The sequence below is a fragment of the Rhizobium sp. NXC24 genome (genome assembly GCF_002944315.1).
Lineage (GTDB): Bacteria > Pseudomonadota > Alphaproteobacteria > Rhizobiales > Rhizobiaceae > Rhizobium.
The window spans coordinates 1,055,881-1,080,698 of record NZ_CP024314.1; the positions used below are offsets into that span (position 1 = coordinate 1,055,881).

Genomic DNA, 24,818 nt, shown 5'->3' on the forward strand with positions numbered 1-24,818 from the left:
CTATGCCTCGCCGGCAGTCACGATGCCGGCAACTGGAGTTTCGGTCACGGCTTTGATGATCACCGCGGCAAGCTGGCTCTGATTAAATGGCTTCGGCAGGCGGAGCAGATCGTTGTTGCTGCCCGCCGGAAGCTCGGCGTATCCGGTAGCAAGGATGATCGGCAAACCCGGCCGCCGCTCGGCGATCTCCGCGGCGAGCTGTGAACCGGTCATCCTCGGCATGGCGTGATCGGTAATGACGATATGGATATCGTCGTGATCCTCAAGCAGCTTCAGCGCCTCCTCGGCTGAATGAGCCTGCAGCACGGTATGGCCGAGATCCTCCAGCATGATTGCTGTGTTCATCAGCACCAGCACGTCGTCGTCCACCGCCAGGATATTGAACAGGCCGCCGGCTGCGGGGGCTGCTTCAATCGCCGGCTCATCCTTCCTCGTCTCGGTCTCCGCTGTGACAGGAAGCCATAGCTCGGCCGTGGTTCCCTCGCCCCTGCGCGATTTCAGGATCAGCTTGCCCCCAGATTGCGCCATCAATCCCTGGATCATGGGCAGGCCAAGTCCTGTTCCCTTGCCAACGCCCTTGGTCGTAAAGAATGGTGTGGTTGCATTGGCAAGCGTCGCTTCGTCCATCCCCTCTCCCTCGTCCCTGACGGAGAGGCATACATAGGCCCCCGCTTTCGGTCCGTCCGCTTCGTCCCTGGCAATGCTGCGAAGTTCGGCGGCAATGACGAGCCGTCCGCCCTTTGGCATCGCGTCGCGCGCATTCACGACGAGATTCAAAAGAGCGTTCTCAAGTTGGTTCGGATCGGAGGTCACCCTTGGAAGGCTGAGGGGGAAATGCGTTTCGATCGTCATCGACGGATCTACCGTGCGCTGCAGCAGGCCGGTCATATCGCGAACCAGTTCGACCAGGTCGAGCGGCTCGATCTTGAGCTCCTGACGCCGAGAGAAGGCGAGCATGCGCTGCGTCAGCGCCGCACCGCGCTGTGCGCCTTGGATGGCGTTGTCGATCAACGGGGTGATATCGGGATTGTCAGCAGTCCGCTTGCGCACGATTTCCAGACTTCCGAGAACGGCCATCAGTAAATTATTGAAATCGTGAGCCATTCCCCCACTTAGCTGGCCGACCGCTTCCATCTTTTGCGCCTGAAACAACTCTTCCCGCACCTGTTCAAGCCTGCGCTGAGCCTCTCTCTTCTCGGTAATATCGCGCGTGACCTTCGCAAACCCCAGAAGCGTTCCATCGTCGTCGCGAAGCGCATCGATGACGACGCTTGCCCAGAACCGGGACCCGTCCTTCCGGACTCTCCAACCTTCGTTTTCGAACCGGCCCTCTCTGGCGGCAATATCGAGCGCCCTCCACGGAAGCTGCGTCGCGCGGTCTTCCTCCGTATAGAACTGGGAAAAATGCTGGCCGAGGATTTCTTGCTGCGAGTAGCCCTTGATGCGCTGCGCACCGAGGTTCCAACTGGAGACGTAACCTCGGGGATCGAGCATATAGATGGCGTAATCCGCGACACCCTGAACGAGAATGCGAAACTGTTCTTCACTCCGCCTGAGTTCTGTTTCTGCTTTCTTTCGTCCAGAAAAATCACGCGTAATCTTTTCAAAACCCAACAAGTCGCTCTCCGCACTTCTGATTGCATCGATGACCGGGGCGCGCTTTCGCAGATGCCATTCCGGTCTCCGAGCCGCCCGGTAAACTACGGAAACGCGGATTGGTTCCGCTGAGGCGCGGACTTCCAATCGAAAGTTACAGGCGGGCGAGGTCATAGAGGCGCAATCCGGTTCGCCGTTAAGCCAACCAGACCGTCACGAAAACATGACGCGTTGTTTTCTGTCAGCCTTTCCGAACGCGGTCCGTCAACTACGAAAACGGCTCGGTCGGCCCCTTGGCGGGATCGGTGAACCAATGCGGTCCTTCCGCCGTCATATAGATATGATCTTCCAGCCGAATACCGAATTTGTCGGGAAAGACGATCATGGGTTCATTGGAGAAGCACATGCCGGCGGCGAGCGGCGTCGCATTGCCACGCACGATATAGGGCTCCTCGTGGATCTGCAGACCGAGACCGTGGCCGGCGCGGTGGGGCAGTCCCGGGAGATGGTAATCCGGGCCAAGGGCGTGTTTTGAAAGCACCCTGCGGGCGGCATCGTCGAGGCTCGAACAGGGTGTGCCGAGCTTTGCCGCACCGAAGACCGCTTGCTGGGCTTCCCGTTCGATGGCCCAGGCTGCTTCGAATTCGCGATTGCCGCTTTCGAGCACATAGGTCCGAGTGAGATCGGAATGATAGCCGTCGATCTGGCAGCCGGTGTCGACAAGCACGACGTCGTCGGCGCCAAGCGTCTGGTCGCCGTCGGCGCCGTGCGGCAGAGAGGTCGCCGTTCCGAAGGAAACGATACAGAAGGTTGAGCCGCCGTCTGCCCCGGCCTGGCGATGCTGCCGGTCGATGAAGTCGACGACCTCTGAAGCCTTGATGCCTGGTTTCATCAGCGCATGCGCCTGCTTCTGGATATTGAGCGTTAGGTTCATGGCGTATTGAATGAGAGCGATCTCGATTGGAGATTTGATGCGCCGCAGCCTCCGGATGATCTGACCGCCATCCTTCAATCTTTCGGCGCCAAAGGCCGCAGCGAGCCTGTGGTAAAAGAAAAGCGGCAGCTCATCGTCTAGTGCAAGCGAGCCGACTTGACCCAGCAGCCGTGACACGAGCCCGGCACTGTTTTCTTCCTCCTCCCACACCAAAATTTCGCCAGGCAGATGCGGCAGCGTTTCCACGCGACTGCGCTCGAAACCCGGGACGATGTAATAGAGTGCTGCTGGTGTGACCAGCGCGCCAAGGAATCGTTCGCTCGGATGCCAGACGAGACCGGTGAAATAGCGCAGGCTTTCCGTCGAGCCGAGCAGGATGCCGGCGATGCCCTCTGCCTCCAGCGCCTCTCTCAGTCGTGCCAGTCGGAGCTTCCTCTCGCCATCGGTGATGCGGGGGACGGGATGGGACCATGTCATCTTGTTTTCCAGTTCCTGTTGCGCTCGGCTCCCGAGCTGCCGACACCGGCTATTGAATGGACACGACTGCGACTGCAGGCATCACGAAATCTCAATCGCAAGGGGACGTTCGAGGTCGCGGGCGATGTATTCCTGAACCTGGCGCACGATCTGCGCTGCATGATCGATCGCCAGCCGGTCGGCGCGGCCGACATCGCCGGCCTCGATAGCGGCGATCATCTCCTCATGCTCGTCCACATATTGACGCGGCAGGCGATCGTCGAAAGTCGAGTAGTAAAGACGCAGGATGCGCCGGCCCTCGTCCAGCAGCCGTGCGAAGAAGGTGGTGTAGTAGGGATTGCCGGCAAGTTCAGCGATGGCGACATGAAATTCGCGGTTCGCCTCGATCATGCCGAAGGCATCTCGAGCAGCTACGGCATCGGCGAATTCTTTCTGCCGGGCGCGCACGCGCTGCATGATCCCTGCATCCTTCCGCCCCGCCGCCCCACGCGTCGTCACGCGATACATCAGCGTCAGCGCCTCGAAATAGGTGGGCAAGCCGGCGAAGTCGATCATCGCAACGATCGTGTTGCGGTTCGGGAGTGTCGTCACCAGCCCTTCCGCGGCAAGCCGAAGCAGCGCCTCGCGGATCGGTGTTCTCGACATCTTGAAGCGCTCGGAAAGCCGAACTTCGTCAAGCGGGCTTCCCGGTTCAAGTGCCATCGACAGGATTTCCCGGCGCAAGGCGACATAGACGCTCTGCGTGCCCGAGCCCCGCACCCGCACATTCTCCGTGTCGTTCACCATCCGATATCCTTCTTCGAAACAAGCATCCTATTATTTTGTTCTGGCGGCTTTCAGCAACAGCGGGCATCGACCCACATATGTCGTTCAAACCATCCTTGAGTCTTGTCGACAGTTTGTATATAACGCAAGTACTTTCAATCGAGGAGCCAAAATGACGACAGGATGGAAGGGCGTATTCCCCGCCGTAACGACACAATTCAACGAGGATCTTTCCGTGGATCTCGCGGCGACGCAGCGCGTTCAGGACGCGCTCGTCAATGACGGCGTCAACGGCCTCATCGTCATGGGAACCTGCGGCGAGAACAATTCGCTGGATCCGGAGGAGAAGCGCACGATCCTGAAGGCGGCCGTCGAAGTGGTAAACGGCCGCGTTCCGGTCGTCACCGGCGTTTCCGAATTCGATACGCGCCGCGCCGTCGCCTATGCGCGCGATGCCGAGAAGCTCGGCGCCGACGGCCTAATGCTCCTGCCCGCCATGGTCTATGTCCCGAAGCCGGAGGAGCTGATCGCGCATTTCCGTACCGTGGCAGAAGCAACTTCACTACCGATCATGCTCTACAACAACCCGCCGGCCTATCGCGTCAATATCGGCGCCGACGTATTGCAGGCCCTCGCCGAGGTGCCGAATATCAAGGCCGTCAAGGAAAGCGCGCCGGATCCGCGCCGCTTTACCGACCTCATCAATGCTTTCGGCGATCGCTTCGACATCTTCGCCGGCCTTGACGACGTCGCGCTCGAAGGCCTGATGCTTGGCGCCAAGGGCTGGGTTTCCGGCCTCACCAGCGCCTTCCCGCAGGAATCCGTAGAGCTTGTTGCCGCTGCCGAGCGCGGCGACTGGGAAGAGGCTCGCCGCATCTATCGCTGGTTCATGCCCCTGCTGCACCTCGACGCCGAGCATGATCTCGTCCAGTCGATCAAGCTCGCCGAGCAGATCATGGGCCGTGGCTCCGAGCGCGTCCGCATGCCGCGACTGCCGCTCTCCGGCGCACGTCGCGCCGAAGTCACCGCCATGGTCGAAAAGGCAGCCGCTACGCGCCCCTCGAAGGCCCGTCAGGCGGCCTAAGCACGAATATGCCGGCAATCGCCAATATGCAGTTGCCGGCTTTTTTCAAAGGTATCTTGGATTAGCGCCAGCGATGGCCTGATCGTCGTATCGAAACGGAATTCTAATCGGCGTCTTCCGGCAATGCCTGGATATAGCGCACGACTCCGTAAAAGATCCCGAAGACAACAAGCACGAAGGCCGCATGACGGATGTCGTGCAGTACCGTGTGGTGATGTCTCACCAGCAGGGAGATCGTATTGTACATAGCTATGGCGAGCGCAGTCATGGCCATTGCCAGTAAAAGCGCCATGTTCCGATGAATAAATTTGACCATCGCTCACCTCTTTTCCGCTTCGCCAGATAGAAGAGAAATTAAGGAGGAATTACGACGGATCGGACGCTCGCGGAGAATGTGCCTAATCCATCCGTGTGCGTTAAATTATTGATATTTAAGCGATAGCCAGATGGCGCGGTTTCCCGCAGGTGAATTACAAATTGTCCATGTCGGAAAAAGGCCACAATTTCCGAACATTCCTGACACAATTGCTTGCGAGCGTACCACCGGATCGGTGATGCGGTGACAAGCGATGAGCCTTTCATTTCAGACCATGGCGGCACTGCGGTTCGGTTACGGCTTTCGCCCTACCGAAACGCCACCTGCCGACAGGGACGCGTTGCTCGACCCGATGCGCGTGGCCGACAGCAACTGCCTTTTTCCGGTGGGCGGCATCGATGCGCGCCGGCAGGCGATCCGCAATGTGGCTGACCGTCTCCGCGACATCCGCAGCAGCGACATCGATGATGCCGCCAAGCGGGATGAGCAGAAGGCTGTCTTCAAAGAACTTCAGCAGAGCTACCAGCGCGATGCCGATGCGCGCATCGCCCAGGCGGTCTTCTCGCCGAACGGTTTCTACGAGCGGCTGGCCGCTTTCTGGACAAACCATTTCTCGGTGAGTGTCGACAAAACCCAGCCGATGAAACTCATCGTTCCCCTGTTCGAGGCCGAGGCGATCCGGCCCCATATCGGCGGGACGTTTCCCGATCTGCTGCGCAGCGCCACCCAACATCCAGCGATGCTGATCTATCTCGATCAAGCGCAATCGCTCGGGCCGGATTCTCCCGCCGGCCTCAAGCGCAACAAGGGACTGAACGAGAACCTCGCCCGCGAATTGCTGGAGTTGCACACACTGGGCGCCGGCAGCGGCTATACGCAGGACGATGTGCGAGCGGCCGCAATGGTGCTGACAGGCATCACCGTCGACCGGCAGGCGGTCGAGGTCGATTTCCGCAAGGCCGTTGCCGAACCCGGCAGCCATCGGGTGCTGGGTGTCAGTTATGGCCGAACTCAGCGATCGGAGCGGGATTATCTGCAGATGCTCGACGATCTGGCGCTGAACCCGAAAACGGCGGCGCATATCAGTCGCAAGCTCGCGGTCCACTTCATTTCCGATACGCCGCCGCAAGCGATGATCGATGCCATGACCCAGATGTGGCGAAAGACGGATGGTGACCTGATGGTAGTCTATGGCGCGATGCTCGATCATCCCGCCGCATGGACGAATGAAGGCGCCAAGGCCCGGCAACCTTTTGACTTTGTCGTAGCCGGTCTGCGGGCGCTCGATCTTCCGAGGAATGCGGCCGCGGGCGCTGTCGTCGATCCGCTTGCCGATGACGAGGGTGCCGGACAGGCGATGGCCGACGACAATCCGCCCATGCCGGGCAATGGTTCTGTCTCGCCTGACAAGGCAGCCAACCCACCGGATCCGCAGGAAGTAAAACGCCGGCAGGCCGCGATCGATGCGACCTTCTATGTGCCGCGCGGTCTCGGCGTCTACGCGTTGCAGCGCATAGGGCAGCCTGTGTGGCGGCCACCCAGTCCGGCCGGCTTTCCCGAGGGTTTCGACGCCTGGATCAATGCCGGGGAATTGTCCGAACGGATTTCCTGGGCGCGGCGCGCAATCGGTCGTTATGGCAAGCAGGATGATCCACGAGAGTTTCTCAAGGCGACGCTGTCGGATGCGGCCCGTGACGACACGATCCGGGTTGTCACGCAAGCGCCGAACAAGATGACGGGTCTGACGCTCGCGCTTGCTTCGCCCGAATTCAATCGTCGTTAGAGCGAGGAACATCCCATGGCAGATAATATGGCCTTCTCGCTTTCCCGCCGCGGTTTCCTCGCTTCCGCCTGCTGCCTGGCGGCTGCGCCGATCTTTACGCCGGTGACCTTTGCGGCCATGCCGGGAGACAACCGTTTCGTGACCATCGTGCTGCGCGGCGCCATGGACGGGCTCGATCTGGTGCAGCCCTATGGTGAGGCATCTTTCGCCGGTTTGCGACCGGATATCGCCATCTCTCCCGATAACGGGCTTGTCGATCTCGATGGCTTCTTCGGCCTGCATCCGGCGGCGGCGGACCTACTGCCGCAATGGAAGGCCCGGGAACTTGCCTTCGTCCATGCCGTTTCGACGCCCTATCGCGACGCCCGTAGCCATTTCGACGGCCAGGACATGCTGGAATCGGGTGGCGGCCACGTCGCCGAGGAAAAGACCGGCTGGCTGAACCGCGCACTCGGAAGCATCGCGCGCTCGACCGCGCATAAGGCGATCGACATCAACACCTCGACCGAATTGATCCTATCAGGCCCCAATACGGTCGACGTCTGGGCCTCGGATTCCGGTTTAGGCATGGGTGCGGATGAGATGCAGTTCCTGACGCGCCTTTATGCCAACGATCCCGCTTTCGCCAAGGCGATGGATGAGGCGATGCGCGCCGACCAATCGGCGAAGATGGGCGAGGCGCCGGGCGCCAAACATGGCGAACAGATAGCCGATGTCGCAGCGCTTGCCGCCAGGATGCTGCTGCGCGAATACCGCATCGCCAGCTTCTCCATCAACGGCTGGGACACTCATGTGCAGCAGGCAGCCCAATTCCCCAAGGCGGCTGGCGACCTGACGCAGGCGGTGCTGACATTGAAGCGCACGCTCGGCCCGGATGCGTGGAAGACGACGGTGGTTCTGGCGATGACCGAATTCGGCCGCACGGTCCGCCAGAACGGCTCGGGCGGCACCGACCATGGCACCGGCGGTTGCTGCCTGCTGGCGGGCGGCACCATCAATGGCGGCCGCGTACTCGGAAAATGGCCGGGAATTAAGGACGAGCACCTCTTCGAGAACCGCGACCTGATGCCCACCGCAGACGTGCGCGAGATCGCCGCCGCCATGCTTTACCGGCAGTTCGGTGTCGGCGCCGACGACCTCAATTCGAAGATCTTTCCGGGCCTAAGCTTCGACAAGTCCTCACAGTTCCTGAAGGTGTAATTCCTCCGCTGACGGTTCGATTCCCATCTTCTCAGGCGCGCCCTTCCCCGATCAGTGGAAGCGCTCTCAGCATGTCTCTGATGGCGATAGCGTCCCATGGCAGGTGTTCGGTAATTCCAAGCCCCACCACGTCCACCTCCCTGGCTACGTCGTTCAAAAGACGAACCACTTGGGCAATGGTCATTCTACCTCGTGGAACTCCCTCGAACGCGTCTGAAGGTGCATTCGGCATCGCGAAGTTGAGGGAACGGAACTGGACGGGATCGATGACATCGAGATCAAAATGGATGGCAACATGCCGGGCGCCCGTCGAACGAAGCCATTCGATCACCGGTTGACTGGTGTCGATTAATTGGGACGGCGTCGCCATGCTGAGCCCCAGCCTTTCAACGATCTCCCATTCCTCAGGCGACATATCGTAGAGCCCTGCATACATCACCTTCTCAGGCTTGACCGGCCGGGCCACCCTATTCGTGAAATCCGGATCGCCCTCTCCCATCAAATTGCCCAGAACCATCGCGTGCGCATGCACGAAATGCTTTGGCGTCATCACATCGGGATGAGCATCGACCCAAAGCACGGCCAAATCGCCCTCATACCGCTCATTGAGGTATGCGAACGGGGCGAGATCGACAAGGCAGTCGCCACCCAGAACGACAATCCTGTCGGGCATTTCCTTCCTGAGGATCTGGTCTGTCGAATCCAGTTGCCGAAGCAATGCACTCCGCGCGACGATGCCGTCTTCGAGAGGAAGTTCGGAGCCATCGGGCTCCGGCACTTCGACCGTTGCGACCGGCCCTGCGGCCGCCGGGGCAAGCCACGCCAGCAACTGTGCCCCGAAATGATAGGCTTCCAAATTTCCCCCTTGCCATTGGGGGATATGCAAACGCAGAGTTTTCGTACTCATTTGTTGCTCCGAGCTCTGTTCGTGGAGCGCCGGCTGCTCTTCATTCGACCATCCAGGTCGGCGCAGCCGTCACGCCCGTATCATCTTCCAGCTTCTGACCTCGAAGGGCAGGATATCGGGACCCGCATCGCGTTGGGCCGGCTCCTCCATCAGATTGACGGCTTCGCTGATTGTCCAGCCGTTTGCCGGGATGACGGCAAGTCCGCCGCGTCGGCCGGCCGGTTCGTAGACGCGCAGCACAAGCCCGTCGCCATCTTCGGCCGGCTTGATGGCGGAAAGCGCGACCGGCGTGCCCGTCACGGCAATCGGAGCGAGCGTCGTCTCCGCGAGACCAGCTGCCGTCGCGACGATCAGCGGCTGATTGAGGTCGTCGGCCTCCTCCCGCACACGACCAGAATGCCATTCGCCGGTGTGCGGCAGCAATGCGTAGGTGAAGCGCTGCACGCCCTCGTCCGCCATCGGATCGGGATAGATCGGCCCACGCACCAGGCTCATGCCGAGCACGTTGCCGCGGGCACTATGGCCGTATTTCGCGTCATTGAGCAAAGCGACACCAAAATCCGGTTCGCTGAGATCGATAAAGCGATGGGCGACCGCCTCGAACATCGCAGCATCCCAGCTCGTATTGGTATGCGTCAGGCGGCTGACGACGCCATAGGCGCATTCGAACGTGGCGGTGCGCGCCCGCGTCGCAACCGGGCTCAGCGAGCGCAGCAAGGTGCGGCGATCATGCCAGTCGATTTCAGTTTCGATATCCAGCCGCTTGGCGTTGGCCGTCAGCACGTAATGTTGCACGATGCTGGAGTCGCGATAGCGATGGACGACCTTGATCGCGGCTCGATATGGACTGTTTTCGACGAGTTCGATGCTTTCCGGCTTGTCGAGACGAACGCCCTTTTCCGGATAGTCTGCGTCGATGTCCCAAGCATCCCAATTGCGCGGCTTGTCGAGCGGATAGACCCAAAGCTGATTGGCGGGTTCCGCCAGCGCCTCGCGGCCGGTCGCCTTGTGCACAAGGCTCTGCACGGCCCCATCCGCGCCGATGGTCACGGCGAGATGCTCATTCTCCAGCCGGTTGACTTCGGCGTGCAAACCGCCGGCGGGCTTCAATGCGGCGCGGTCGAATACATGGATGGAAAGCGGCGAGACTATGTCGCCGGTGGAAAGGACCGTGCCGTCGGCGAGGAGCGCGCGCAGCGGCCGGGCATCCAGCGACGGATTGACGACGACGAGAGCATCAGCAACGCCGCCCTTCGGCAGGGCCGAAACAATGGCGTCCACAGCGTCCTTTTGAGCCGTCCTGGCGTGATCGATGACGGTGGAAAGCTCGCGCTCGGCATCCTGATAGACCTCGCGAATGCTCGATCCGGGCAGGATATCGTGGAACTCGTTCTTCAACGTGACACGCCAGTCAGCCTCCAGGCTCTGCGGCGCGGCGCCACCGATCATATGGGCGATCGATGCCAGGGTTTCGGCTGTTATCAACGCCCGCTCCGCCCTGCGATGCAGCCGCTTGACACCGCTCTGGCTGGTCAGCGTCGCGCGATGCAGTTCGAGATAGATTTCCCCGGACCACGTCGGAACATGCTTTTCCTTCGCCGTGCGATGGGCACTCGTGAAGAAATCGGCCACCTTGCCCCAACGGGCCTTCGGAATGGCGGGGAAATTGCGCAACTGCGCTTCGCGCTCGACCATCTCCGGCGTCACTCCGCCGCCGCCATCGCCATAGCCGACGGCAAGGAGCGAGCTATCATGCAGGGTTTTCGCGCGGAAATTCTTCCAGGTCGGCATGAAACAATCCGGCTGGACAAAGCCGTTATAGCCCTGCATCGGATTGTCGAAAGTATGCGCCAGCACCCGGCTGCCATCCAGACCTTCCCACCAGAAAAGATCATAGGGGAACCGGTTGGTCTCGCTCCAATTGACCTTGATGGTGAAGAAACTCTCGATGCCGCCTTGACGCAACAACTGTGGCAAGGCACCGGAAAAGCCGAAGCAATCCGGAAGCCAGCAGACCGTGTGACGCGCGCCGAAAGTTTTTTCGAAATAGCGCTGGCCGTAAAGGATCTGCCGCACTAGGCTTTCGCCCGTCGGCATGTTCGTGTCCGGCTCGACCCACATGCCGCCGATCACTTCCCAGGAGCCATCGGCCACTTTTTCCTTGATGCGCGCAAGCAATTGCGGGTCGTCAGCCTCCATCTGCGCATAATAATGCGCCGTCGACTGGTTGAAGCGGAAATCGGGCGAGCGATCCATCAAGGACAGCGCCGTATGAAAGGTCCGGCGCATCTTGCGGCGCGTCTCGTCATAGGGCCACAGCCAGGCAAGGTCGATATGGGCATGGCCGGTCAGCAGCAATTCGCCGTTTTGCGGATAGCGTTCCTGCAGCGTCTTCATGCGGGCAAGCAGGCCGTCATAGGCAGCAGCGACCGTCGCGCGCTCATTCTCGGTCAGACCCTGCGGGCTTTCGACCAGCTCGGGCAATTCCCAGATCTTTTGTTGCCATTCGGCGTTCGCCGTGCGGGAAACATAGGGAGCCGTCGCGGAAGGCCAGTCGAGGCTGCGCAGCGCCGTCTCGGCGGCATCGAGCAGATGCGGCACGACATCGTGATCATCAAGCGCCTCGATAGCCTCCACTATCTGCCGCAACAAAAGGTTCAGCCGGTGCACGGGAATGTCCAGCCAGGCGAGCCGCGCCCGGTTTAACTTCGGCTGGCGGTTCGGTTCGCCGAATGGGAAACGGGCAACGCTGTCCGTCGTGATCGAGAGACTGCGATCCTTCAGCGGGAATTCCTGATGGTAGGGATCGAGGCCGAAGCTTTCGCTCCCGCCTCCTTCATAAGCGAGCGTAATCAGGCTCTCGCCGCCGAGATCGAGCTGCAGGCAGGTTTCCTCAAGGGGCCAGTCGGCGGGTACGTTTCCTTGCGAGGCGAAATGCACCACGCCTTTGCGATGCGGCCAGGCCTCACCGATGGCGATATCCTCGCCCTCGAACGTCCAGTGGTGGATTGGCAGTACAGCGCGTTCGCGCCAATGGCTAAGCTCTGCGGTGCGTACCTTGAGGCGGTCTAGGCGCTGAGCGATGGTGAGCTGCATGGCATGTCCTACTTGGTTGATGTCAGGCCGGGACCGCACGGGCGGTCATGGCGTCGCGAATGAGGCATTGCAAAGCAGGAAGGATGCTGACGGCGGGATCAGGCTGATGTGATCGGCAAAAACAGATGGGAAGGGCCACCGGAGAAACATCCCTCGGCCGGGACTTTGGTGCCTGTGCTCACTCGACGGTCTCCTCCTCCTGCGTGAAGCAGGCATAGATTATGGCGAAGAGCAGACCGATGACCAGTCTCAAAATGGAAGCAATTTTTCGGGCTTGTCTCCTCACCCGCGCCAGGCGGCGAGATGTTCGGCGGGGCAATAGACCCCGCCGCTATCGTTCAATGTCTCGGTATGCGCGGCAAAAAGATCGTGAACAGACCGAGCAGCGGCAGATAGGAGCAGATCGTATAGACGAAGGAAATCCCGTGCGTATCGGCAAAATCGCCAAGAAAAGCCGCGCCAAGCCCCCCTGCCCCGAAAGCGAAGCCGAAGAAGATGCCGCCGATCAGCCCGACGCGGCCGGGGATCAATTCCTGTGCGAAAACGACGATAGCCGGGAAGGCCGAAGCAAACACCAGCCCGATCACCACCGTCAGGACGCAGGTCCAGAACAGGTTCGCATAGGGCATCATCAACGCGAAGGGGATGACGCCCAGGATCGAGAACCAAATCACGAAGCGCGCTCCGAGACGGTCTCCGACCGGACCGCCCATGATCGTTCCGACCGCAACAGAACCGAGAAAAAGGAACAGCATCAATTGTGCATCGCGAACGTCGAGATGGAATTTGTCGATGACGTAGAAGGTGAAATAGCTCGATATGCTCGCCATATACACATTCTTCGTTGCCGTCAGCAGGATGAGGATTGCAAGCGCCCAGACGGCCTTGTTGCGTGCTATCGGCAAGGCGCGGCTGGGAGCCGGACGCGCGGCATGCTCGCGGCGATGGCTGACATACCAGGTGCCGACCCAGCTCAGGACGATGAAGCCGATGACCGCCAGAACCGCGAGCCAGGCGACGCTCGATTGGCCGTGCTGGAGCACGAAGAAGGCGGCGATCAGCGGGCCGATGGCGGAACCGGCATTGCCGCCAAGCTGGAAGAGCGACTGCGCCAGGCCATGGCGCCCGCCGGAAGCCAGCCGCGCGACGCGCGAGGCTTCCGGATGGAACACCGCGGACCCGAAACCGATGAGGCTCGCCGCGACCATCAGCATGGGGAAGCTGCCGGCATAACCGAGCAGCACCAGCCCTGAAAATGTGCTGACCATACCGACCGGCAGGGAATAAGGCATGGGCCACTTGTCAGTGACAATGCCGACGACCGGCTGCAGCAGCGACGCCGTAATCTGAAACGTCATCGTCAGCAGACCGATCTGAACGAAATCGAGGGCGTAATTCTCCCGGAACATCGGGTAGAGCGACGTCAGCAGCGATTGCATGATGTCGTTCAAAAGATGGCAGACACTGACCGCCACGACGATTGAAATTGTCGTCTTCTCAAATCGGGCCTGCGCGCCCGAAAATGCCGCAACCATTGAGGATTCCTTCCTGCGCCGACCGATTCTTTCAGCCATGCCGTTTGATCAGCTTTTACACGGCTTGCAGGTGACCTTCTTTCGTGTTTTGGTCCAGTTCTTTCGCGATCGGGCCAAAATGGAAAAGCTCTCTCAAAAGCTGCTGGCGACACTCGACCGAGATCACGAGCAAAATATGCTCTGGATGGAGGGATCGAATGCCGGCGTGCTCGTCCACAGCTCGGAGCCGCCGCAGGGTTACACTGTTCCCTGGCATCATCATCGCCGCACACAATTGCTCTGCGTTTTCGCCGGTGTCGTGCTGATCCTGACGACCCGCGGCCGATGGATGGTGCCGCCCGGCCATGCCTTGCTCATTCCCGTTGGGCTGGAGCACTCCGTCGAGATGCTGAGCGATGTCAGCCTCAAATCGGTCTATGTGATGCCGCGCGACCCGACCCCGCCGGACGAGGCACCCCGCGTCGTCGAAGTGACGGATCTCGCGCGCAGTCTGCTGCTCGAAGCCATCCGGCTGCGGGAAGCGCCGGTCGGAAATCGCAAGGCTGAACTTGTCCTTTCCCTCCTCATCGAAGAGATTTCGACGCTGGAAGAACGCCCGCTCGGCCTCCCCTTCCCATCCGACCGACGGCTGGCGGCGCTCTGCCGTGAGTATCTGGCAAACCCGACCCCGAATGCCAGATTGGACGATTGGGCCGAGAAGCTGGCAATGAGCCGCCGCACCTTCACCCGGCAATTTCGCAAGGAAACCGGCATCAGTTTCATCACCTGGCGTCAGCAGGCGAGCGTCTTCGCGTGCCTGCCGCAACTTGCGGAGGGGCAGCCGGTGACCAACGTCGCGCTGGAAGCCGGCTACGAAAGCGTTGCCGCCTTCACCACCATGTTCCGACGCATGCTCGGAACCTCGCCGCGCACCTACATGGTGAACCGCTGGTCTTTCGACCGGCCGTAGAAGTCGCGCAGATATCCCACCTCTGCAGCCAAAGACATTCATAGGCGGGCATGATCAAAAAAATTTGAGAAAAGCTTTTCTCATCTTGACTCTTGCTTTGAGAAAAGGTTTTCTCACTGCAAATAAGTTCGGGAGAGGACATCTGGAAAACCAGCGGATCAGAAACGGTCGGGTAACGATTCACGATGTTGCCGCTGCCGCAGGGGTCAGCATTTCGACGGCGTCGAAAGCGTTGAACAATACCGGGCGGATGGCCGACGATACGCGGGAACGAGTCAAGCGCGTCGCGACTGAGATCGGGTTCCGGCCGAATGCCTTGGCCAAGGGTCTGCTTAGCAATCGGAGTTTCACTATCGGTCTTTTGACCAACGATACCTACGGCCGTTTCACTCTCCCTGTCATGGCCGGAATTACCGAGGCGCTCGTCGATCACGGCGTCTCGGTATTTCTCTGCACGATCGAAGACGATCCTACGCTCGGAAAGGTTCATGTGGACGCCATGCTGGACAAGAGCGTCGATGGCATCATCGCTTCAGGAAAGAGGATCGACCGCCGGCTACCGGTGGATCTGTCCAACCTGCCCGTGCCCGTCGTCTACGCCTTCACGGAAGGGACACCCGATAGTGTTACCTTCTGCGCCGACGATTTTCAGGGCGCCGCTCTTGCCGTCGAATGGCTGATGGGTCTCGGCCGCCGCCGGATCGCTCATGTCACCGGCCCCGAGAGCTTCGTTTCGGTACGCGAGCGCACAAGGGCCTATCGAAGCCTCGTCGGCGATGCGTTGCCGGTGATGTACGGTACATGGTCGGAAGCCTGGGGCCACGAGGCCGTTGCGAAAATCTGGGATACGCCCGGACCGAAACCGGACGGCATTTTCTGCGGCAACGACCAGATCGCCCGCGCTGTAGTCGACGCCCTGCGCGAGCGCGACGTGCGCGTGCCGGAGGATGTCTCCGTGGTTGGCTTCGACAATTGGGAGATCGTCGCCGCCCAAACACGGCCGCCGCTGACGACGGTTGACATGAATCTCAAGGCACTCGGCCGGGAGGCCGGGCTTACGGTTCTGGCGCTGGCGGAGGGCCGCGCCATCGAACCCGGGATCAGGACATTGCCGTGCGAATTGGTCGTGCGGCAGTCGTGTGGGGGACACCCCGTTCATTAGTTGAGGAAGAGGGGCTGATGGAAATGCCCCATGGGAGGAGAAACATGATGAAGCGACTTCTGGCCGCGACTGGCCTCATATCCTTATGCCTGATGTCCGGCGCGTCAGCCGCCGAAAACATTACGATGTGGGTGCGCTCCGGCATCGGCGATTCCTTCAAGAAGGTCGTCGAGGCTTATAATGCCAGCCACGACGACAAGGTCACCATGACCGAGGTGCCCTTCTCCGAGCTGGTGCAGAAATACGCTACCGCGATCGCCGGCGGACAGGCGCCCGACGCCCTGTCGATGGACCTGATCTACACGCCAGCCTTCGCCGCCGCCGGCCAGTTGGAAGACTTGACCGACTGGGCCAAGAGCCTGCCCTATTTCAACTCGCTCTCTCCGTCTCATGTGAAGCTCGGCACCTATCAGGACCATATCTACGGCCTGCCGCTCTCGGTCGAGACTTCCATTTTCGCCTGGAACAAGGACCTCTACAAGAAAGCTGGTCTCGATCCGGACAAGGCGCCGGCGACCTGGGATGAGATTACGAGCAATGCCGAAAAGATCCGCGCGCTCGGCGGCGATACCTACGGCTTCTATTTCTCCGGTGGCGGCTGCGGCGGCTGCATGATCTTCACCTTCACGCCGCTCGTCTGGGGTGCAGGCGCCGACATTCTCTCGGAAGACGGCAAGAAGGCGACGCTCGACACGCCGCAGATGCGCAAGGCTGTCGATATCTACCGCAACATGGTCAAGAAGGATCTGGTGCCGGCGGGTGCCGCCAGTGACACCGGCGCCAACTTCCTAAGCATCAGCAACGGCAAGATCGGCCAGCAGAGCATCGGCGCCTTCTCGATCGGCACACTGATCACGCAATACCCCGATATTCATTTCGGTGTGACGCTGATCCCTGGTGTCGATGGCAAGCCGTCCTCCTTTGCCGGCGGCGACAACTTCGTCATCACCAAGGGTACGAAGAAGCTCGATGCGGTGAAGAAGTTCCTCGAATACACCTATTCGATGGACGGTCAGAAGATCATGGCGAAATATGGCAGCCTGCCGACGCGTGGTGATATCGCCGACCAGGTGCTTCAAGGCCTCGATCCGCGCATGCAGGTGGGCCTGAAAGCGATCGCCATCGCCAAGACGCCCTACACGCTGCAGTTCAATGACCTGATCAACAGCGCCAACGGCCCTTGGGCCGCCTTCACCAACGCCGCAATCTTTGGAGACAACGTCGATACGGCCTTCTCCAATGCACAATCGGAAATGCAGTCGATCATCGACAACGCCCAGTAGTAATAAACCATCACAGACCGGGGGGGCTTGGCCTCCCGGTTTTCCCCACCAAAACATCAGGAGCATCCCATGGCTGGTCCCGGAGCTATTGCAGCACTGCGGCAGCGCAAGCGGCGGCGGCGTGCCGGTTGGCACGGATTTCTCTACATCGCGCCCGCCATGGCGCTGGTCCTGGTCTTTTTTGTCCTGCCCGTGATCTTTACCGGCTGGATGAGCCTGCACAACTGGCCCCTGCTCGGTAGTCCGCGCTGGATCGGCTTCGGCAATTATACAAGGATGGTGTCGGACGTCCGCTTCATGGCGGCATTGCGCTTCACCGCCTATTATACCGTCATCGTCACCATCGCTATTTTCGCCGTCGCCTTCCCACTGGCGTTCTACGTCGAAAAGCAGCGGCGACTCGTTGGTTTTTACCGCACCATCATCTTCCTGCCCGTCGTCGTCGGGCTGGCGACGGCTTCGCTGCTTTGGGTCTGGCTCGCCAATGTTGACAGCGGCTTTTTCGTACCCGCGGCTCAGGCACTCGGACTGATCGACCGAAGGCCGAACCTGCTTGCGGACTTCGACACCGCCTTTGCCACGATCATCGTGATGGTGGTCTGGAAGATCGCCGGCTTCACCATGATCATCCTGCTTACCGGCCTGCAGGCGATCCCGTCCGAGCTGACGGAGGCCGCTCGCATCGACGGCGCCCGGCGTTGGCAGCGCTTCCGATTCCTGACCCTGCCGCTGATGCGCCGGACGATCGCGCTTGCCTTGATCATCTCGATCACCGGCTCCGTGCTTGCCTTCGACCAGTTCTACATCATGACCAGCGGCGGACCGCAGAACCAGATGATCTCAGTCGTCTACTATATCTTCAACCAGTCCTTCGTGTCCTTCAATCTCGGCTATGGCGCGGCGCTGTCGATCGCCCTCCTCGTCATTCTCGTGTTGATCAGCATCGTCCAGCTCTGGCTGCTGCGCGTCGGGGAGGATCGCCCATGAGCATCGCGAATATGAGCACCACAAAGGTGAGAACCGCAAAAGAGCGTCGTGCCCGGCGGAAAATGTGGAGTGCCGTCAGCTACCACGGCGTCGGCGTCATCATCGTCATCTTCTTCTTCGCACCCTTCGCAATCGCGCTGTTATCATCGTTCCGGCACGGTACGGAGGCGAGCCTTCCGCCCCTGCCGCCGTGGCCGACATCGGGCTTCAGCTTCGATGCCTACCGTGCCCTCGACGGTTTCGGTGCCGGTGTCGTGCAGCATACGCTGAACTCGCTCTTCGTTTCGGTAGCGACGGTCATCCTGACGGTCATGGTCAGCCTGCTCGCCGGCTACGGCTTTTCGCGCTATCAGTTTCCGTTCAAGGGCGCCTTCTTCATTCTGATCATCGCAACGCTGATGATCCCGTTCCAGTCGATCCTGACGCCGCTCTTCATCATCCTGGCAAGGCTCGGCCTCAACAATTCGCTGCTCGGGCTGACGCTCGTCTATGTCACCCTCCAGCTACCCTTCTCGGTCTTCATGATGCGCAACGCCTTCGACGCGGTGCCCAAGGAGATCGAGGAAGCCGCTCGCATCGACGGCGCACGCGATCTGAAACTCCTTTTTCGCGTCCTCTTCCCGCTGGTGCTACCGGGTGTAGCGACCGTTGCGATCTTTGCCTTCCTCAATGCCTGGAATGAGTTCCTGGCAGCGCTGGTACTGCTTTCCAGCAATGAGAAATTCACGCTGCCGGTGTTGATGATCGCGGTCCGGACCGGGCGGCTCGGCGCCGTCAACTGGGGCGCGGTTCAGGCCGGCATTGCCGTCATGACCCTACCCTGCGTCATCGTCTTCCTGCTTCTGCAACGCTATTACATGCGCGGTCTGATGGCCGGCGCGGTGAAATGAACCTCAAACGAAACGGATGAAAGCCATGTCAGACAAGCAAAATCGCCAATTCCGCCCCCTGCCCGTTCCGAATGTCGAACTTCACGGTCTTTTCGGTGCCCGGCAGGACGCGATCTGCAACTCCACGGCCGCCACCCTGCTCGACCGCTGCGTCGAGGCCGGCATGGTCAGGGCCATCGACGTCGACAAGCCAAGCCCTGGCATTATCCTCCCGCTGCAGACGTGGTCGGGCTCGACGCAGATGTTCTGGGACAGCGATCTCGGCAAATCAATCGAGACCATCGCTTATTCGCTCTATCGTCGCCCCAATCCAGAACTCGAAGCTCGTGCCGATGCAATCATCGATATGTATGAAAAGCTGCAGCAGGAGGACGGTTACCTGAACGCCTGGTTCCAGCGCGTGCAGCCAGGCCGCCGCTGGACCAACCTGCGCGACCATCACGAGCTCTACTGCGCTGGACACCTGATCGAAGCCGCCGTCGCCTATTACCAGGCGACGGGAAAACGCAAGCTTCTCGACGTCATGAGCCGTTTTGCCGATTACATGATCACCGTCTTCGGCCATGGTGAGGGGCAATTGCGCGGCTATTGCGGCCATGAGGAGGTCGAGCTGGCGCTAGTGAAGCTTGGCCGCGTCACCGGCGAGAAGAAATATCTCGACCTCGCCAAATATTTCATCGACGAACGTGGCCAGGAACCGCATTTCTTCACAGAGGAGGCGCTGCGCGACGGCCGCGATCCGGCAAAATTCGTGCAGAAGACCTATGAATACAACCAGGCGCATCAGCCGGTGCGCAAGCAGACAAAGGTCGTCGGCCACGCGGTGCGGGCCATGTATCTCTATTCCGGGATGGCCGACATCGCCACGGAATATAATGATGACAGCCTGACCTCTGCGTTGGAGACGCTGTGGGACGATCTGACTACCAAGCAGATGTACGTCACCGGCGGCATCGGGCCGGCCGCCTCCAACGAAGGCTTCACCGACTATTACGACCTGCCGAACGAAAGCGCCTATGCCGAAACCTGCGCCTCGGTCGGTCTGGTCTTCTGGGCCAACCGCATGCTGGGGCGCGGGCCAAACCGGCGTTATGCCGACATCATGGAACAGGCGCTTTACAATGGTGCTATGGCCGGACTGTCGCTCGACGGAAAGACATTTTTCTACGAAAACCCGCTGGAAAGCGCCGGCAAGCATCATCGCTGGATCTGGCACAACTGCCCCTGTTGCCCGCCGAACATTGCCCGCCTGCTCGCCTCCGTCGGTTCCTACATGTATGCGGCTGCGGATAACGAAATCGCCGTCCATCTCTATGGCAAGAGCAAGGCCCGCGTTCCGCTTGCAAGCGGCGTCACGGTCGAACTGTCTCAGGAGACGAATTATCCTTGGGAAGGCGCCATCCGTTTTGGCGTCAATCCAGACCGCAGCGCCCGCTTCGCGCTATCGCTCCGCATCCCCGGATGGGCTGATGGTGCGACGCTCGCCGTCAACGGCGCGCCCATCGATCTTTCCACGATCACCATCGACGGCTATGCTCGCATCGAGCGCGAATGGCAGAGTGGCGACAAGGTCGACCTCAATATTCCGTTGATCCCGCGTACCCTGTTTGCCAATCCCAGAGTGCGCCAGGACGCCGGCCGTGCAGCGCTAATGCGTGGACCGCTGGTCTATTGCGTCGAGACGACCGATAATGGCCGCGATCTCAACGGCATCTCGCTTACCGGCGATCCCGCGTTGGCGCAGACGGCGGAAATTGCCGCACTGGAGGGCGCAGTCGCGCTCGATATTCCGGTGAAGCGCGATGAGTCGGATTGGGGAACGGACCTCTATCGAACGGCGCCGCCGAAGAGCCGCTCCGCCACCGCCCGTTTCGTTCCCTATCATTTGTGGGATAATCGCGAGCCGGGTGAGATGCTGGTCTGGGTCCGCGCCGGCCAGACGCAACACGGAGCCTGACATGGGCAAGAACAGCATGAGATTGACCGGCGTCCGCAAGAGTTACGGCGGGCTGGAGGTCATTCACGGTATCGATCTCGAAGTGCAGGAAGGTGCATTCGTCGTCTTCGTGGGCCCGTCCGGCTGCGGTAAGTCGACCTTGCTTAGGATGATCGCCGGACTGGAGGAAGTGACCGACGGCGAGATCGCCATCAAGGGCCGGGATGTCACCGATCTCGACCCGTCCGAGCGCGGCATCGCCATGGTCTTCCAATCCTATGCGCTCTATCCGCATATGAGCGTGCGTGAAAATCTCGGTTTCGGGCTGAAAATGGCCCGGACCGATGCCGAAGAGATCGAAGCGCGCGTCAGGGCCGCTTCGGCGATCCTCAAGATCGACCATTTGCTGGACCGCCGTCCCGGCCAGCTTTCCGGTGGCCAGCGCCAGCGCGTCGCCATCGGCCGGGCAATCGTGCGGAAGCCGGATGTCTTCCTGTTCGACGAGCCGCTCTCCAATCTCGACGCGGAACTGCGCGTCTCCATGCGCATCGAAATCGCCCGGCTGCACCGCGAGCTCGGCAACACGATGATCTATGTGACGCACGACCAGACCGAAGCGATGACACTCGCCGACCAGATCGTCGTCCTCAGGGACGGCAAGATCGAGCAGGTCGGCAGCCCGCGCGAGGTCTATGAAGATCCGGCCAATATTTTCGTCGCCGGCTTCATCGGTTCTCCGCGCATGAACATGATCGAAGCCGAATGGACCTCTGATGGTTCCGCCAAAGTACCAGGCGGCTCCATCAAGGCGAACATAGGACAGGCGAGCCTTGCGGCCGGCGACAAGCTGATGCTGGGCATGCGCCCGGAACATCTGGTCGTCGTATCCGACAATAATGATGCGATCCGCGTGACCGTCGATTTCGACGAATATCTCGGCGGCACGCGCTATCTCTATTGCCAAACGGAGGACGGCCAAAACCTGATCGCCGAATATCGCGAAGGTCCCGATGTTCAGCGCGGCGATACGCTTTACCTGCGTTGCCCGCCGGAAAGACGCCGCTATTTCGACGGACAGGGGAACCGGCTCCGTTGAAGGATCATCTTCAAAGCGGCGCTGCCTAATCATTTGACGAACAACTAAAATTATGACGATGTTTGCCGGTAGCGCGGGAGCATCTGTTTCGGCGAATGAATTTGGAGGCGGCAGGATGGCCAGACTGACCGAAGACGCCAGGGGCGTCTATGTGATCGCCGTTACACCCTTCACCGACGAAGGCGCGCTCGATTTCGCCAGCATCGACAGCATGGTGGATTTCTACGAAAGCGTTGGGGTGACCGGGCTGACGGTGCTAGGTCAGCTCGGCGAGGCGCCGAAACTGACGGCGGAGGAATCGCGCGCCGTCGTCGAACGCGTGCTGAAGCGCCTCGATGGCCGCCTGCCCGTTGTCGTCGGTGTCTCCGCGCCGGGGCTTGCGCCGATGAAGGAGCTGGCCGAGGCGGTAATGGATCAGGGCGCGGCGGGCGTGATGGTCGCGCCGCCGTGGACGATCAAGACCGACGACCAGGCCTTTGCCTTCTATCAATCGGTCGGTGAAGCATTAGGCGATACGCCCTTCGTGCTGCAGGACTATCCGCTGACGACCAATGTCACCATCGCGCCCAAGGTCATCGACCGGATCATCAAGGGCGTGCCGAACTGCGTCATGCTCAAGCATGAGGATTGGCCGGGTCTGTCGAAGATTACCGCGCTGCGTGCCTCCAGCGACAGTGGTGAAACGCGGCGTATCTCTATCCTCTGCGGCAATGGCGGCCTCTTTTTGCCGGAGGAAATGGACCGCGGCGCCGATGGCGCCATGACCGGCTTCTGCTATCCGGAAATGATGGTTGGCGTCGTAGAGGCTTATCGTGCCGGCAATATCGATCGGGCGCATGAAATCTTCGACGCCTATCTGCCGCTGGCACGCTACGAGCAGCAACAGGGCATTGGCCTCGCCGCCCGCAAATATGTCCTCGCCAAACGCGGTGTCATCAAATCCGCCGCCTTGCGTAAGCCCGGCGCCAAGCTTTCGCCGCTCGACGTGAAGGACGTCGAACGCCTGCTTGCCCGGCAGGCACGCCGTCTTCAGGAGATCGGCGCATGACGCTCGGGCTGGCGAGCAAGGAGGCACTGGTGCTGGGGTCAAGCAAGAGATTAGGCGCGCGGATCAGGGTCGACGAGGGCACGATCCGATCAATTTAAGACAGTGAATATTGGCCAAGGGGGGAGCTTTGGTGGCGAAGACCTATGATTTCATCATTGCCGGCGGTGGTTCGGCAGCTTGCGTCGCCGCTATGCGGCTGGTGCGTGATTTCGGCTTTTCCGTGCTCGTCATCGAGCGTGGGCCGCGCAGGACCGCGAAATTGATGGCATTTCCCGCGGGCTATATGAAATATCTTGCCCGCGACGATTTCCTCGAAATGCATCATACGGTTCCGCAGCCGCAGCTTGGCGGTCGCGGGCCGATCGTTCCGGTCGCCAAGGCACTTGGCGGCGGCAGCGCCGTCAATGCCATGGTCTACATGCGCGGGCAGAAAGAGGATTACGACGGCTGGGCCGCCCATCTCGGCCATGGGATAGAATGGTCCTATGCCAACATGCTGCCGCACTTCAAAGGGATCGAAGCCAATACGCGCTTCAACAACAGATATCACGGCATATCCGGCAATCTGCGCGTCTCCGAGCCGGGACATATCTCGGACACGACCGAGGATTTTCTGCTGGCGGCGCAAGGGCTCGGTCATCCCTACAATCCCGACTTCAACGGCGTCAGGCAAAACGGCGTCGGCATCATGCAGCACACCTACGGCCAGTGGAACGGCAAGATGGAGCGCTCCGATGCCAAGAAGGCCTTCCTCGATCCACTCGCCGGTGACAAGAGACTGGAGATCATTACGGATGCCCGCGTCGACCGCATCGTCATCGAAAACGGCCGCGCGACCGGTGTAACCTGTACGCGCAACGGAGAAAGCCAGACGATCCATGCAGCGCGGGAAATCCTTATCGCTGCGGGCACCTACAACAGCGCCAAACTGATGATGCTCTCAGGCATCGGCCCGGCCGATCATCTGCGCGAACATGATATCGCCGTTACGCTCGATCTTCCCGGCGTCGGCGCCAATCTGCAGGACCATCATGAAGTGCCGGTCATCGCCACGACCAAAGCCAAATCCGGCTATTTCGGCGAGGACAAGGGTTGGCCGATGCTTCGCAACGGGCTGCAATACCTGCTCTTCAACTCGGGCCCGGTCACCACGACGGGCATAGAATCCTGCCTGTTCTACGATCCGGACGGCAGCGAACGGCCATCGATCCAGCTCTATTGCGCCCCGATCGTCTATCTCGACCGTGACGTTTCCTCCGCCAAGCCCAGCTATGGGGTCACCTTCACCTCCTGCCTGCTACGCCCGAAGGCACGCGGCAGCGTCAAACTACGCTCGCGCAACCCGGCGGATCAGCCATTGGTCGACTGCAACTTCTTCGGCGATCCGGACGACCTGCGCCTGACGCTTGCCTCGCTGAAGGTCGCCCGGCAATTGCTGGAGACGGAACCGTTCAAATCGAAGATCGCGGACGAAATCCTGCCCGGCCGGGCGCTGCAGGACGAGGAGGCTCTGACAAAATTCGCCGGCCAGACCGTCAAGACGAATTACCACCCTTCCGGCAGCCTGCGCATGGGACCGGACAATGATCCGATGTCGGTGGTCGACGGAAAGCTGCGCGTGCGCGGCATTGAAGGCCTGCGGGTTATCGATTGCTCGATCATTCCCTTCATCCCGTCGGGAAATACCAATGCGCCGGCAATGGCGATCGGCTCCAAGGCAGCGGAGATGATCGGAAAGAGTTACTGAAGTTCGCCAGTTCGGATGCTTCGATTC

Annotated in this window: 18 protein-coding genes and 1 pseudogene; 12 read left to right on the plus strand and 7 right to left on the minus strand. The window is 60.5% G+C overall.

Going from position 1 to position 24,818, the window contains the following annotated elements; all coding sequences use genetic code 11:
• The 3 genes and pseudogenes from NXC24_RS28915 to NXC24_RS28925 form a co-directional block, all read right to left on the minus strand.
• Positions 1 to 1,650: pseudogene (locus tag NXC24_RS28915) on the minus strand (PAS domain S-box protein); the annotation flags it as partial.
• Positions 1,651 to 1,864: 214 nt separating this feature from the next.
• Positions 1,865 to 3,007, minus strand: a complete 1,143-nt coding sequence (locus NXC24_RS28920; protein WP_104826801.1) for a Xaa-Pro peptidase family protein — start codon at positions 3,005 to 3,007, stop codon at positions 1,865 to 1,867.
• An 81-nt stretch (positions 3,008 to 3,088) separates the two neighbouring features.
• Positions 3,089 to 3,793, minus strand: coding sequence for a GntR family transcriptional regulator (locus NXC24_RS28925; protein WP_104826802.1), 705 nt, complete (start codon positions 3,791 to 3,793; stop codon positions 3,089 to 3,091).
• Between the two features lie 151 nt (positions 3,794 to 3,944).
• Here NXC24_RS28925 and NXC24_RS28930 point away from each other — a divergent pair, with 151 nt between their 5' ends.
• On the plus strand, positions 3,945 to 4,856 hold the full coding sequence (locus tag NXC24_RS28930) for a dihydrodipicolinate synthase family protein (RefSeq protein WP_104826803.1): 912 nt from the start codon (positions 3,945 to 3,947) through the stop codon (positions 4,854 to 4,856).
• 103 nt (positions 4,857 to 4,959) lie between these two features.
• Here the strand turns inward: NXC24_RS28930 and NXC24_RS28935 are convergent, their stop codons facing one another.
• Positions 4,960 to 5,172, minus strand: a complete 213-nt coding sequence (locus NXC24_RS28935) for a hypothetical protein (protein WP_104826804.1) — start codon at positions 5,170 to 5,172, stop codon at positions 4,960 to 4,962.
• A 253-nt stretch (positions 5,173 to 5,425) separates the two neighbouring features.
• Here NXC24_RS28935 and NXC24_RS28940 point away from each other — a divergent pair, with 253 nt between their 5' ends.
• Both NXC24_RS28940 and NXC24_RS28945 read left to right on the plus strand, forming a co-directional pair.
• Positions 5,426 to 6,955: a DUF1800 domain-containing protein gene (locus tag NXC24_RS28940; RefSeq protein WP_104826805.1), complete on the plus strand. Its 1,530-nt coding sequence runs from the start codon at positions 5,426 to 5,428 to the stop codon at positions 6,953 to 6,955.
• Positions 6,956 to 6,970: 15 nt separating this feature from the next.
• Positions 6,971 to 8,155 (plus strand): DUF1501 domain-containing protein, encoded by a 1,185-nt coding sequence (locus NXC24_RS28945; RefSeq protein ID WP_104826806.1) that lies wholly within the window; start codon positions 6,971 to 6,973, stop codon positions 8,153 to 8,155.
• Positions 8,156 to 8,186: 31 nt separating this feature from the next.
• Here the strand turns inward: NXC24_RS28945 and NXC24_RS28950 are convergent, their stop codons facing one another.
• The 3 genes from NXC24_RS28950 to NXC24_RS28960 all read right to left on the minus strand — a co-directional run bounded on the left by NXC24_RS28950 (position 8,187) and on the right by NXC24_RS28960 (position 13,693).
• Positions 8,187 to 9,062 (minus strand): arginase family protein, encoded by an 876-nt coding sequence (locus NXC24_RS28950; RefSeq protein WP_104826807.1) that lies wholly within the window; start codon positions 9,060 to 9,062, stop codon positions 8,187 to 8,189.
• Positions 9,063 to 9,131: 69 nt separating this feature from the next.
• Positions 9,132 to 12,158 (minus strand): glycoside hydrolase family 38 C-terminal domain-containing protein, encoded by a 3,027-nt coding sequence (locus NXC24_RS28955; protein ID WP_104826808.1) that lies wholly within the window; start codon positions 12,156 to 12,158, stop codon positions 9,132 to 9,134.
• Positions 12,159 to 12,496: 338 nt separating this feature from the next.
• On the minus strand, positions 12,497 to 13,693 hold the full coding sequence (locus NXC24_RS28960; RefSeq protein ID WP_104826809.1) for an MFS transporter: 1,197 nt from the start codon (positions 13,691 to 13,693) through the stop codon (positions 12,497 to 12,499).
• A gap of 118 nt (positions 13,694 to 13,811) precedes the next feature.
• On the opposite strand from NXC24_RS28960, the gene NXC24_RS28965 reads away from it, so the two are divergent.
• The 9 genes from NXC24_RS28965 (at position 13,812) to NXC24_RS29005 (ending at position 24,791) form a co-directional block, all read left to right on the plus strand.
• Entirely contained in the window at positions 13,812 to 14,642 is an 831-nt protein-coding gene (locus NXC24_RS28965; protein ID WP_104827884.1) for a helix-turn-helix transcriptional regulator, read from the plus strand.
• A gap of 142 nt (positions 14,643 to 14,784) precedes the next feature.
• Positions 14,785 to 15,804 carry a LacI family DNA-binding transcriptional regulator gene (locus NXC24_RS28970; RefSeq protein ID WP_104827885.1) on the plus strand — a complete coding sequence of 340 codons (1,020 nt, stop codon included), beginning with the start codon at positions 14,785 to 14,787 and terminating at the stop codon, positions 15,802 to 15,804.
• A 44-nt stretch (positions 15,805 to 15,848) separates the two neighbouring features.
• Positions 15,849 to 17,087, plus strand: a complete 1,239-nt coding sequence (locus NXC24_RS28975; RefSeq protein ID WP_104826810.1) for a sugar ABC transporter substrate-binding protein — start codon at positions 15,849 to 15,851, stop codon at positions 17,085 to 17,087.
• A gap of 69 nt (positions 17,088 to 17,156) precedes the next feature.
• A complete protein-coding gene (locus NXC24_RS28980; protein WP_104826811.1) occupies positions 17,157 to 18,074 on the plus strand; it encodes a sugar ABC transporter permease in 918 nt (305 codons plus the stop codon).
• Between the two features lie 26 nt (positions 18,075 to 18,100).
• The gene (locus NXC24_RS28985; RefSeq protein WP_104827886.1) at positions 18,101 to 18,964 is read left to right on the plus strand and encodes a carbohydrate ABC transporter permease; all 864 of its coding nucleotides are present in this window, start codon (positions 18,101 to 18,103) and stop codon (positions 18,962 to 18,964) included.
• A 25-nt stretch (positions 18,965 to 18,989) separates the two neighbouring features.
• On the plus strand, positions 18,990 to 20,921 hold the full coding sequence (locus tag NXC24_RS28990) for a glycoside hydrolase family 127 protein (RefSeq protein ID WP_104827887.1): 1,932 nt from the start codon (positions 18,990 to 18,992) through the stop codon (positions 20,919 to 20,921).
• 1 nt (position 20,922) lies between these two features.
• Positions 20,923 to 21,996: a sn-glycerol-3-phosphate ABC transporter ATP-binding protein UgpC gene (gene ugpC / locus NXC24_RS28995; protein WP_104826812.1), complete on the plus strand. Its 1,074-nt coding sequence runs from the start codon at positions 20,923 to 20,925 to the stop codon at positions 21,994 to 21,996.
• 115 nt (positions 21,997 to 22,111) lie between these two features.
• Positions 22,112 to 23,044 (plus strand): dihydrodipicolinate synthase family protein, encoded by a 933-nt coding sequence (locus tag NXC24_RS29000; protein ID WP_104826813.1) that lies wholly within the window; start codon positions 22,112 to 22,114, stop codon positions 23,042 to 23,044.
• 130 nt (positions 23,045 to 23,174) lie between these two features.
• The gene (locus tag NXC24_RS29005; RefSeq protein WP_104826814.1) at positions 23,175 to 24,791 is read left to right on the plus strand and encodes a GMC family oxidoreductase N-terminal domain-containing protein; all 1,617 of its coding nucleotides are present in this window, start codon (positions 23,175 to 23,177) and stop codon (positions 24,789 to 24,791) included.
• Positions 24,792 to 24,818: the final 27 nt, after the last annotated feature.